At 67.7% G+C, this 11390-nt stretch carries 9 protein-coding genes; 2 read left to right on the top strand and 7 right to left on the bottom strand.

What is annotated here, in order from left to right; genetic code table 11:
- Positions 1 to 109: 109 nt before the first annotated feature.
- The 5 genes from AB0N82_RS04420 to AB0N82_RS04400 all read right to left on the bottom strand — a co-directional run bounded on the left by AB0N82_RS04420 (position 110) and on the right by AB0N82_RS04400 (position 7094).
- Positions 110 to 1534 carry an RICIN domain-containing protein gene (locus AB0N82_RS04420; RefSeq protein ID WP_363388599.1) on the bottom strand — a complete coding sequence of 475 codons (1425 nt, stop codon included), beginning with the start codon at positions 1532 to 1534 and terminating at the stop codon, positions 110 to 112.
- A gap of 100 nt (positions 1535 to 1634) precedes the next feature.
- Positions 1635 to 3911 carry a family 78 glycoside hydrolase catalytic domain gene (locus tag AB0N82_RS04415; protein ID WP_363388595.1) on the bottom strand — a complete coding sequence of 759 codons (2277 nt, stop codon included), beginning with the start codon at positions 3909 to 3911 and terminating at the stop codon, positions 1635 to 1637.
- The gene (locus tag AB0N82_RS04410; protein WP_363388592.1) at positions 3908 to 4744 is read right to left on the bottom strand and encodes a carbohydrate ABC transporter permease; all 837 of its coding nucleotides are present in this window, start codon (positions 4742 to 4744) and stop codon (positions 3908 to 3910) included. Before AB0N82_RS04410 ends, AB0N82_RS04415 begins: the two co-directional genes overlap by 4 nt.
- A complete protein-coding gene (locus AB0N82_RS04405; protein WP_363388589.1) occupies positions 4741 to 5679 on the bottom strand; it encodes a sugar ABC transporter permease in 939 nt (312 codons plus the stop codon). Before AB0N82_RS04405 ends, AB0N82_RS04410 begins: the two co-directional genes overlap by 4 nt.
- Before the next feature lie 98 nt (positions 5680 to 5777).
- A complete protein-coding gene (locus AB0N82_RS04400) occupies positions 5778 to 7094 on the bottom strand; it encodes an extracellular solute-binding protein (RefSeq protein ID WP_363388586.1) in 1317 nt (438 codons plus the stop codon).
- 153 nt (positions 7095 to 7247) lie between these two features.
- Here AB0N82_RS04400 and AB0N82_RS04395 point away from each other — a divergent pair, with 153 nt between their 5' ends.
- Both AB0N82_RS04395 and AB0N82_RS04390 read left to right on the top strand, forming a co-directional pair.
- Complete coding sequence (locus tag AB0N82_RS04395; RefSeq protein WP_363388583.1) at positions 7248 to 8324, top strand: LacI family DNA-binding transcriptional regulator; 1077 nt, start codon at positions 7248 to 7250, stop codon at positions 8322 to 8324.
- Between the two features lie 72 nt (positions 8325 to 8396).
- Positions 8397 to 9839: an MFS transporter gene (locus AB0N82_RS04390; protein ID WP_363388580.1), complete on the top strand. Its 1443-nt coding sequence runs from the start codon at positions 8397 to 8399 to the stop codon at positions 9837 to 9839.
- On the opposite strand, the gene AB0N82_RS04385 is transcribed toward AB0N82_RS04390, so the two are convergent.
- Positions 9836 to 10012 (bottom strand): hypothetical protein, encoded by a 177-nt coding sequence (locus AB0N82_RS04385; RefSeq protein ID WP_315994215.1) that lies wholly within the window; start codon positions 10010 to 10012, stop codon positions 9836 to 9838. The genes AB0N82_RS04390 and AB0N82_RS04385 overlap by 4 nt on opposite strands.
- 24 nt (positions 10013 to 10036) lie before the next feature.
- Positions 10037 to 11365 carry a dihydrolipoamide acetyltransferase family protein gene (locus tag AB0N82_RS04380; RefSeq protein WP_363388576.1) on the bottom strand — a complete coding sequence of 443 codons (1329 nt, stop codon included), beginning with the start codon at positions 11363 to 11365 and terminating at the stop codon, positions 10037 to 10039.
- Between the last annotated feature and the right edge of the window lie 25 nt (positions 11366 to 11390).

The raw sequence follows: 11390 nt of genomic DNA, 5'->3' as shown, positions 1-11390 counted from the left end.
GGTCGTCACTTCGTCATGAACGTCGCGAGAAGGCGGGACTCGCCGCGGCCCTGCGCGAGCAAGTGATTCGGGCGGAGTCGCACGGAGGGTTCTCCGCTCCGTCTCCGGCTCAGCCCTCGAGCCAGCGCTGGTTGTCGCCTCCGTTGCACCACCAGAGGTTTGCAGCGGTGCCGTTGCCGGTGTTGTTGCCGTACACCTCGAGGCAGAGACCGCTGGCGGCGTTGGCGATCGCTTTGTAGCCGCCCGTGGCCGACGTGATGTTCCACTTCTGCACGGAGACGTCGGAGCACGTCGACTGCACCATCACCGCTCCGGCCGACGTGCTGGCATCCTTGGGAGCGAGACACTTGCCGCTGTTGACGTTGACGATCTTGTACGACGACCCCGCGGCCTGCAGCGTCCATCGCTGGTTCGCGCCCCCGTTGCACGAACCCTGGTTGACCGGCGCGGCCTCGCTCGTGCTCAGACCCCATACGTCGAGGCATTGCGAGCTATGGGCGACCTGGAGCGCCAGCTCGGTCTTTCCGAGAGGTGCGCCGAAAACGGGCCAGCCGTCGGCGTAGGAGAGGGGGCGGATGTCCAGGCTCTCCCGACCGCTGTTGGCCGCGTCGTAGTAGTGGTAGCCGAAGAACGCGGATGAACCGTTCGTGAAGACGTCGCCCCCGCCCGCCGCGACGCGCGGGTAGGTGCCCTTCAGGACGACGGTTCCTCCGCCGTCGACCATCGTCTTGCCGCTCGTGTCGGTGTACGGCCCGGTGACCGAGGTCGAGCGGGCGACGGTGGTGTAGTAGTTGCTGTTCGTCCCCGAGCAGCACAGGCCCTTCGACCCGTAGAGGTAGAAGTAGTCGCCGTTGCGGTGGATGGAGACGCCCTCCACGCCCGTGGCGATCTTCCAGAGATTGTTGTCGGTCGTCGACAGCTTGCCGGTGGTCTCATCCAACACGTGCATGTAGACCGCGCCACCCGTCCAGGAACCCCAGGACACGTACAGGCGGTCATCTCCGCCCCGGACGACGTCCGGATCGATCGGGTAGTTGACATCCGTCACCATGCCCTCGTCCGTCCACGGCCCCGCCGGGTCGGTCGCCGTGAGCAGACCCATCACGGCCGAGGAGGTCCCCCACACGGATGCGCCGTAGTAGAGGTAGTACTTCCCGTTCAGGTAGTTGATGTCGGGAGCCCAGATGTTGGGAGGGGTTTTGCCGAGCTTCTGCGTGATCCACGCGGGTGTGCTCGACCACGTGTTGCCGACCTTGACCCAGTTCGAGGTCGCGGGCGAATCGCACGTGCGATACACCATCACCGAACCGGCTGCGTTGTTCGGGTCGTTCTCGAAGCCCGTGGAGTACGCGTAGGTGCACGAGCCCACGGTCAAGAGTGAGGGGTCGTGAAGCCGGGTTTCGCCGCTGAGAGCATTCGCGGGCGGTGCCGCGATCAATCCCGCGAGCACGAGCACCAGCGTCCCGAAAGCGATGATCGCGCGCCAGAAGAGTGGCCGTTCCCGACCGGTCGTGATGGATGACGACAATGTCATTTCGACTCCTTTATCGATGTGCAGTGTGTGTCCGGCGAGGGGCTCTCCGCCCGGCATGCACCGGACGGAGAGCACGATGTCGCGGCTCCGGGTCGTCCGCCTATCGGCGCAGCGCCGGGGCCGATGCGGGATACGCCGCGTGGAAGAGATGAGTGCCCGCCCCGACCCTGGCGTCGAGGTCGAACAGGTCCACCTGCGCCTCAGCTCCCTCCGGGACGACGACGTCGAGCCGGATGCCGTCTGCTTCGCGGGTCCACTTCACGGCAGCGGGCCCAAAGGGTGTGACGACCTCGGTCTCGACCCAGTCCACGCCGTCCACGGGCCGAGGGGCGACGAGGATCTCCCGGTAGCCCGGCGACGCCGGAGCGAGCCCTCCGAGCACGCGATGCATCCAGTCCGCGACAGCACCGAGGGCGTAGTGGTTGAAGGAGGTCATCTCCCCCGGGTTCACGCTGCCATCGGGCAGCATCGAATCCCACCGCTCCCAGATGGTCGTCGCCCCCATCCGAACGGGATAGAGCCACGATGGGCATTCGCGCTGGAGGAGCAACCGGCCGGCCGTCGGCACCTGGCCCGTGGAGCTGAGGGCGTCGAGGATGAACGGGGTGCCTGCGAAGCCGGTCGAGATCCGGTAGTCGCTCTCCGCGACGAGTTCTGCCAGACGCGCTCCCGCCCAGTGCCGCTCCTCCTCGTCGAGGAGGCCGAAGACGATGCTCAAGGCGTACGCGGTGGTGCAGTCGTTCCGCAGCCGCTCGAGCGATGCATCGACGTACGCGGCGCGATAGGCGTCACGAACGCGCCCGGCGAGCGCGTCGAGCGCGTCGCGGTCGTCGGGCCGCTCGAGCAGCGATGCGCTGCGCGCCGCCAGAACGACCGTGCGGTAGAAGCTCGCGGTGGCGACCAGACCCGTATCGGCCTTCGCCTTCTCCGGGGACTCCGGCGGAGCGTCCGGATCGAGCCAGTCTCCGAACTGGAAACCCTCGTCCCACAACCCGGAGGGCGAGAGCAGCGATTCGACCCGTCGCACGTGGGCCCGCATGGAGTCGAACGATTCCTCGAGGACCCGGAGATCACCGGACGCGTGCCACACCGCCCACGGGACCCAGACCGCCGCGTCGCTCCAGATGGCTGTCGAATCCATGGGGGTGAACTCCGCAGGCATGCCGGCGTGCTTCAGGACGTCGGGGACGACGTACGGAACCAACCCGTCCTGGTGGCGCTGTTCTGCACGGAGGTCGCGCAGCCAATCCCGCAGGAAGTCGCGGACGTCGAAGAGGAACGCCGCCGTCGGCGCGAAGACCGCGATGTCGCCTGTCCATCCCAACCTCTCGTCGCGCTGCGGACAATCCGACGGGATGTCGAGGAAGTTGCCCCGGGTACTCCAGACGACGTTGCGATGGAGGGCGTTGAGCGCTTCGTTCGAGCTCTGGAACGTCCCGATCCGCTGCATCTCCGAGCTCACCACGACCGCGGTCAGCGCGGACGGATCGAAGGCCTCGATCCCGCCGGGCCATCCGTCGACCTGCACGTATCGGAAGCCGTGGAAGGTGAAGGTGGGTTCGAAGACGTCGCGACCACCGGACAGGACGAACCTGTCGGTCGCCTCCGCCGAACGCAGCGGGCGGAGCGCCAGCTCGCCCTCCTCGAGCACCTCGGCATGGCGCAGGACGATCTCGGAGCCGCGTTCGCCCCGCAGTTCGCACCTCACCCACCCCACGAGGTTCTGTCCGAAGTCGACGATGAGGGCGCCCGACGGCGAGGTCCATGTCGCCTTGGGCGACACGTCCCCCTGCCGACGGACGGGCGGGCCGACGTAGGGCTCGAAACGGGACAAGTCGTCCTCGAGGACGCGCACGGCAACGGAGGCCCCCGGGGCCTCGCGGAGCCGCGCGTCGATCATCTGGCCGCGGTAGAGGTCGTCACTGACCGTGGCGTTTCCGCGGGCGGTCCACCCGGCATCCGTCCCGAGGGTGCGGACGCTGCCGTCCTCGTAGCGCACCTCGAGCTCGGCGATGCCGGCGATCTCGTCGCCGTAGACCGCGGAAGCTCCCATCCAGGTGAGATTGCCGCGGTACCACCCGTTGCCCAGCTCGAGCTCGATCTCGACGTCGCCGCGGTCGCGCACCATCTCGGTCACGTCGGTCTGCGCGACCCGGATGCGCCACTCATAGCTGGACCACCCGGGGGTCAAGACGTCCTCCGAGATGGCGGCGCCGTCGATGCGGGCCTCCACGATCCCCAGCGCGGAGTACCGGAGGACGGCTGACTCGACGGGGCTGTTGGAGGCGATGGGGACACGCGCGCGGAGGACGGGCACGGACCCGAGCGGCGCGCCGGGGGCGATCAGAGAAGCGACGGAGAACGGCGACCCGGTCATCCCTTCACCGCCCCACTGGTCATCCCGGCGACGATCTGACGGTTGAAGAAGATGTACATGATGAGGGGAGGAATCGTGATGAGGAGGATGTCGGCGAAGAGGAGGTTGTACTGGTTCGCCGCCATGCCGCCGGCGTAGTTGTACAGGGTCAGTTGCACGGTCGCGTTCTGATCGCCGGGCAGGAAGTAAAGCGGATTGGCGAAGTCGTTGAAGACGGCCACTGACTGCACCACGATCAACGTGACGATCACCGGCTTCAACAGCGGCAGCACGACGCGGAAGAACAGTCGGATGGGGCCGGCGCCGTCGATGACCGCCGCCTCATCCAACTCGCGCGGAATCGTCGCCACGAACGCACGGAAGAGCAGGATGCAGAACGACAGTCCGAACGTGGCCTCGATCAGCACCAGTCCCGGCAACGTCTTGAAGAGGCCGAGGCCCTGAAGCACCCAGATGGTCGGGACGACCGCGGGCGGAACGATGAGCCCGGCCAGTACGAAGAAATTGATGACGCCGTTCCAACGCGACTGACGGCGCGACAGGATGTACCCGACCATCGCCGCGAGCACGACCATGACCGTCACGCTCGCCACCGTCAGCACGATGCTGTTGACGAAAGCCCGCACGAGCAAGCCGTTGCGGTCGGTCAGGACGGTGACGATGTTGTCCCACAGCACCCACTTCTCGGGGAGCGAGAAGCCGAGGAGCGAGGCGCCCTGGGTGGTCTTCGAGGCCGTGATGAGGATGAAGGCGAACGGCACCAGGAAGACGACCACCGAGACGATGATCGCGATGGTGCCGACGATCCACCGGCGAAGCTGAGCCGCCCTCATGACTCCACCCCCCGACGGCCGATGTACGAGGCGAGGGGGATCATGATCGCCGCCACGATGACGAAGAGGACGACGTTGCCCGCTGTCGAGAGTCCATAGAAGCCCGCTTGGTACTGCTTGTAGATGACGGAGGCGACGACATCGGAGCTGAAGCCCGGCCCGCCCTTGGTCATCGCCCAGATGAGGTCGAAGGATCGGAGCCCCCCGATGAGGGAGAGGATGATCACGGTTCCGGTGGCGGGCCACGACAGGGGGAAGATGATGTTGCGGAAGACCGTCGACGCGCCCGCTCCGTCGACCCGGGCCGCCTCGAAGTATTCCTGCGGGATGGCGACGATGCCCGCGATGTAGATGAGGGTGGCGATGCCGAGGCCCTTCCACACGTCGACGAGGGCGACCGAGAAGAGGGCGAGGTTCGGGTCGGTCAGCCACCCGGGACCGGTGATGCCGAGAACCGCCAGCGCCTTGTTCACCACGCCGTCGAACGGGTCGAGGAGGACCTTGAAGGTGAGTCCGACGCCGATGGTGGAGACGAGGACGGGGAAGAAGGTCACCGCACGGAGGTATCCGCGACCGATGAGATTGCTGGTCAGCAGCAGGGCCAGCGCGAAGCCGAGCACGACTTTCGCCCCGCTGGTGACGACCGCGTAGATCAGGGTGTGGACCAGCGACTGCGACAGTTGCGGGTCCTGGAAGAACTGCACGAAGTTGTCGAAGCCGATGAAGGTGACGTCGAACAGAGTCCACCGCGTGAGGCTGAAGTAGAGCGACGCGAAGGTGGGGACAGCGAAGAGGACGACATAGAGCAGGGATGCCGGCAGGTGGAACCAGAGGGGGTACGTCCGCCTGGCGAAGGGGTCGGTGCCGGTTCTGCGCCTGCGACGGCGGCTGCGGCGTTCGAGGTCGGGAACGACCTGCGCCATCGTGCTTGCCATGGGTTTTCTCCTAGATGGGTGGGGAGCCGGCTGCGAGAGTCGAGGGGGCGCAGCCGACTCCCCGGTACGTCACGAGTGGAAAGCGCGCGTGAGGCGCGTCACCATCCCTCGATGCCGAGCTGCTGCGCCTGCTTCTTCACGTCCTCGTCGTAGGCCGCGGCACCGTCTGCGGCCGAGCGGATGCCCGATCCGACCTCGACGGAGATGTTCTCGAGGTTCGGTCCCTTGATGGGAGAGAGGAACTCGAGCGCGGAGGCGGACGCGCCCCCGTCCACGTAAGACGCGATGTCCGCGACGAGCGGCGCGGCGTCGCTGGGAACCTTGCAGGTGTCGATGACGTACGGACCCGCGGCGTTCCCGTTGTCGTTCTGGATGTCGCATCCCGCGGAGGAGTTCGCGAAGGCGACGAAGTTCTTCGCCGCGTCCAGCTCAGCGCCCTCGGTGGTCTTGGGGATGTACATGGCCGACGGCTGCCAGACGGTCAGCGTCGTGTCGGCGGCCGCGTCTGCCGGGAACGGGAAGACACCGAGGTCGGCGATCTGATCGGGCGCGTCCTGCGCCAGCTGGCCGAGAACGACCTGCGTCAGCATCGGGTACATGGCCGCCTTGCCGCTACCGAGCGCGGCGATACCGTCGGCCAGAGTGGCGCTGGCGAAATCCTGGTTGAACATCCCCGCGTCGAAGGCGTCCTGGAGGTGCTGGAAGCTGCTCAGAGCCGGCTCATCGGCGTACTTCGCCTTGTTCGCGGTGTAGTCCTCGGCCCACTGCGGGTCCTGCGTCAGGATGTTGCCGAAGTCGCCGAGCACGAAGAGCTGCGAGGTCCACGAGTCGCCATAGGTCTGCTCGACGGGCGTGATGCCGGCGGCCTTGATCTTCTCCGCGGCCGCCTTGAAGGAGGCCCAATCCTTGGGAACGTCGATGCCGAGGTCGGCGAAGACCTTCTTGTTGTACACCACCGCCCCCGCGTAGGAGGTGCCGAGGGGAGCGCCGTAGAAGCCGGAGTCCGTGGAGACCACGGGCTTGAACCCGCTCGCCACATCCGCGGCCCACGACTGGTCGGAAAGATCCGTGAGGGTCTGGTCGGGGTTGAGCGCCTGGAACAGGGAGCCGCTGTTGTAGAGCAGGACGCTGTCCATCTCCCCGGTCGACAGCTGCGTCTTGACGAGGTTGTCGCCCTCGGTCCCCGTGGGGCGCGGGTTGACGGTGACGGTGACGTTCGGATTCTCCTTCTGGAAGGCCTCGGCCAGAGCCGTCACCGTCTTGACGACGGCAGCCTCGTTGTAGACGGAGACCGTGACTTCGACGTTACCGCCGCTCTCGCCGCTGGCCGAGGCGCAGGCGGCGAGGGACGCTGCCATGAGGACGGTTCCGGTGAGGGCGGCGCTCGTGCGGAGCGTGTTGCTGCGGGACAACATGACTTACCTCTCTGTAAGGGTCAGGACAGCGGGCTTTGTAGATTGATCTACACATCGGGTGAAGGTTCCCGCCGCGCTCAAGCTAGACCCGCTTCCGGGAAAATGTCAACCGGTCTACACTGAGGTCACCCAGTCATCGACGACGGAGACCTTTTGACCACTGCCGATACGCCACCCTCCCCGCACGACGTTTCCCGAACAGGCGACAGCACGCCCACGCGGGCGACCATCGACGACGTCGCGCGCACCGCGGGAGTGTCGCGCGCAGCCGTGTCGAAAGTGATCCGCGACGCATACGGCGTGAGCGACGCGATGCGCGAGCGGGTCACGGCGGCCATTGCCGACCTCGGCTACCGACCCCGCGTCGCGGCGCGCGCCATGCGCGGGTCGAGCCGGACAGTGGGCGTGCAGCTCCCTCGGGTCGACAACTCGTTCTTCGCCCGGATCCTGGTCGGCGTCTTCGACCATCTGGAAGGGACCGGGTACCAGACGATCCTGGCGCCGATGACGCATGCCGCCAACGGTAAAGCCGCGCTCGAGAGCCTGGTCGACCGGCAGGTCGACGGCATCATCGCCGTTGCACCGGCGGTGAACCAGACCTGGCTGGAGCAACTCGGTCTTCGCGTCCCCCTCGTGCAGATCGGTCAGCACGACGATCCCGAGCACTACGACGTCGTGACGGGGGACGACGAAGAAGGTGCTCGCTTGGTCATGACCCATCTCTTCGATCACGGTCATCGCCGGATCGCGCACTTCACCGTCGACCAGCGAGCACTCTCCGATCCGCCGGCGGATCCCCACCTCGCTCGCACGCGCGTCTACGACGCGATGATGAAAAAACGCGGCTACTCGGTCGACACGCGGGCGATCCCCCTCACCGAAGACGCGGCGTATGCGGAGACGCTCGCTCTTCTGGCACTTCCCGAGCCCCCGACAGCGCTCTTCGCGGGACACGATGAGCTGGCTCTCGGAGCTCTCCGCGCCAGTGCGGAGCACGGCCTCGGTCCCGACCGGTTCTCGGTGGTCGGCTACGACGACGTGCCGATCGCCTCCCACCCCTTGATCGGTCTCACCACCATCGACCAATTCGGGGAGAAGATGGGTTTTCTCGCCGCCTCCCTCGTTCTCGAACGCATCTCGGGGCGCACACGACCCGTCCACCGCCAGACGGATCCGGTCCTGCGCGCCCGGCGGTCCAGCGCGACGGCGTCCGCGGTTGCAGCTCGATGATCCTCCTTCCACGGTGAGCAACGGCCCGAGGCCGACCCCGGCAGCGTCGGACGACGGATAGCCTGGAGAACGATGTCACGGGATGAGAACGCGCGAAGAAGACTCTCCCGGAACAGCCCGCAGGGGCTCGTCGTCCTGGTTCTGGCACTGGCGGGGCTGTGCTCCTCGTTCATGTTCACCCTGGTGGTGCCGATCCAGTCGCAGCTTCCGCAGCTGCTGAACGCCTCCCGAGACGACACCGCCTGGGTCGTGACCTCGACCCTGCTGGCGGCGGCCGTGATCACGCCCATCGCCGGCCGGCTCGGCGACATGTACGGCAAGCGGCGCATCGTGCTCGTGCTGCTGGTCGTCATGATCCTCGGCTCGGTCGTTGCCGCCTTGTCGACCGGGATCATCGGCATGATCATCGGTCGCGCTCTGCAGGGCGCCATCGTCGGCGTCGTCCCTCTGGGCATCTCGATCATGCGCGACGTGCTGCACGAGAACCGCGTCGACAGCGCCATCGCGCTGATGAGCGCGACCCTCGGGGTCGGCGGCGCACTGGGCCTGCCGATCAGCGCTCTGGTCGCCGAGAACACCGACTGGCACTGGCTGTTCTGGATCGCCGGAGCACTCGGCGCGGTGGTCTTCGGGCTGATCCTCTGGATCGTCCCGGTCAGCGTGCTGCGCACCGCCGGACGCTTCGACTATCTCGGCGCGGTGGGCCTGGCGGTCGGCCTGATCGGCGTGCTGCTGGCCGTCTCCCGCGGGAACACGTGGGGCTGGACGTCACCGCTCACGCTGTCGCTCGCGATCGGTGGAGTCGTCGTGCTGCTGCTGTGGGGCTGGTTCGAGCTCCGCATCGAGAACCCACTGCTCGACCTGCGGGTCGCCGCGCGCCGCCCCGTGCTGCTCACGAACCTGGCATCCATCGCCATGGGCTTCGCGCTGTTCACCTCGAACGTCGCCTACCCGCAGATGCTCGAGCTGCCGGTGGCGACCGGAGTGGGACTCGGGCTGTCGCTGCTGGCCGCGAGCCTGGTCGTCATGCCGTCGGGGCTGGTGATGATGGTGCTCTCGCCCATCTCGGGCACGCTCGCGCGCACGATCGGGCCGCGGGTGCTTCTCGTCGCCGGGTCGATCTCGCTCATCCTCGCGTACGGATTCAGTCTGATCTTCTCGACCGAGGTGTGGCACTTCGTCGTCGCCAACGTCCTGATCGGTTTCGGCATCGGCTTCGGGTACGCGGCCATGCCGATGCTCATCATGCGCGCCGTGCCACCGACCGAGACGGGGGCGTCCAACGGCCTGAACGCCCTCGCGCGCTCCCTCGGAACCAGCACGGCCGCCGCGATCGTCGGCGTGGTGCTCGCGACGCTCTCGACCGGCGACGGCGAGACCCGTGTGCCGACGGCGCAGGCGTTCCAGGTGTCGTTCCTGCTGGGCATCGGGGCGGCTGCGGTCGCGCTCGTGCTGGCGCTGCTCATCCCGACGCGGCCGGCACCGCGCGCCGAGCGGTCATCGCTGCCCGATTAGTCGTCGCGGGACGCGCGCCGTCTGCGTCGAAGCCACGCCGACAGACGCGCGGTGTGGCGGTCGGTGAACTCGTTCGACAAGGCGAGGGCCTCGGCGCCGATGTCGGCACCCTCGTCGATCGCGCGCAGCGCACGCAGGGCCCGTTCCTCCGGGCTCTCGGCGTCAGGCTCCATGAAGTCCACGCTACGCGGCCCGCATCAGTCCAGCAGCAGCGCCGGCTCCTCCAGAACGGATGCCACATCCGCGATGAACCGCGAGATCCCGTCCCCGTCGACCACGCGGTGATCGAACGAGCCCGACACCGTGGTCACCCAGCGCGGGCGCACCTCGCCGTCGACGACCCACGGCTTCTGCCGGATGGCGCCCAGGGCGATGATGCCGGCCTCACCGGGATTGATGATCGGAGTTCCGGCATCCACTCCGAAGACGCCGATGTTGGTGATCGTGAACGTGCCGCCGGTCTGATCAGCGGGGCTCGTCCTGCCCTCGCGCGCGGTGAGCGTGAGGTTCTCGAGCGCCTTGGCGAGCTCTCGCGTCTTCATCGCCTGCGCGTCTTTGATGTTCGGAACGAGCAGGCCGCGGGGGGTCGCGGCGGCGATGCCGAGGTTGACGTAGTGGCGCACGCGGATCTGCGCGCCGTCTTCGGTGTCGACCCAGGCGGCGTTGATCATCGGCGTGCGACGCAGCGCCCAGATCACCGCGCGGGCCATGATCAGCAGCGGCGAGATCTTGACGTCGGCGAAGTCGGGCGAAGCCTTGAGGCGCTTGACGAGCTCCATCGTGCGCGAGGCGTCGACGTCGACCCACACCGAGACGTGCGGGGCCGAGTAGGCGCTCGAGGTCATCGCGTTGGCGGTGGCCTTGCGCACGCCGCGGACGGGGATCGACTCCTCGCGGGCGTCGTCAACGGGGGTGGATGCCGCTGGCGCGGGCGCGACGGGGGCGGCGACCGGGATCGTCTCCTCGCGCACCTCGCCCCACGCGGGCGTCTCGATGTTGCGGAACACGCTCGCCTGCTCGGCGTGCTTCACGACGTCGTCGCGGGTGACCTCGCCCGCGGGGCCGCTGGGGGTCACGGCCGAGAGGTCGACGCCGAGGTCGCGCGCGAGCTTACGGATCGGGGGCTTCGCGACGACACCGACGGAGGCCTTCACGGGGCGCTCCGCGGGCTTGCGCCGACGCGACGACACCGCACCGCCCGTGCCGTAGCCGACGAGCACCGCTCCGCCGGGGTCGCTGGGCTCGGGAACCGTGGCGGGGGCCGCGGGCGCCGGAGTGCCGGCATCCGCAGCCCCGATCGTGATGATCGGCGCACCGACCTCGACGGTGGAACCCTCGGATGCCAGCAGCTCGCCGACCGTGCCGGAGTACGGCGACGGGAGCTCGACGAGCGACTTGGCCGTCTCGATCTCGACGATCACGTCATTGACGGCGACGGTGTCGCCCGGGGCGACGCGCCACTGCACGATCTCGGCCTCGGTGAGGCCTTCCCCGACGTCGGGAAGGACGAAGGTCTGCTCGGTCACGGTGTGTCCTTTGCTCGGGAGCCAG

It is taken from the genome of Microbacterium sp. NPDC089186 (assembly GCF_040685115.1).
Taxonomy (GTDB): domain Bacteria; phylum Actinomycetota; class Actinomycetes; order Actinomycetales; family Microbacteriaceae; genus Microbacterium; species Microbacterium galbum.
Note: the sequence above shows the minus strand (reverse complement) of the source record. Positions and strands in the feature narration are given on the sequence as shown.

Excerpts from the sequence above, each read along its gene's own strand:
- AB0N82_RS04405 (WP_363388589.1), bottom strand. The coding sequence starts at position 5,679 with ATGGCAAGCACGATGGCGCAGGTCGTTCCCGACCTCGAACGCCGCAGC.
- AB0N82_RS04390 (WP_363388580.1), top strand. The coding sequence starts at position 8,397 with ATGTCACGGGATGAGAACGCGCGAAGAAGACTCTCCCGGAACAGCCCG.
- AB0N82_RS04385 (WP_315994215.1), bottom strand. The coding sequence starts at position 10,012 with ATGGAGCCTGACGCCGAGAGCCCGGAGGAACGGGCCCTGCGTGCGCTG.
- AB0N82_RS04415 (WP_363388595.1), bottom strand. The coding sequence starts at position 3,911 with ATGACCGGGTCGCCGTTCTCCGTCGCTTCTCTGATCGCCCCCGGCGCG.
- AB0N82_RS04400 (WP_363388586.1), bottom strand. The coding sequence starts at position 7,094 with ATGTTGTCCCGCAGCAACACGCTCCGCACGAGCGCCGCCCTCACCGGA.
- AB0N82_RS04420 (WP_363388599.1), bottom strand. The coding sequence starts at position 1,534 with ATGACATTGTCGTCATCCATCACGACCGGTCGGGAACGGCCACTCTTC.
- AB0N82_RS04410 (WP_363388592.1), bottom strand. The coding sequence starts at position 4,744 with ATGAGGGCGGCTCAGCTTCGCCGGTGGATCGTCGGCACCATCGCGATC.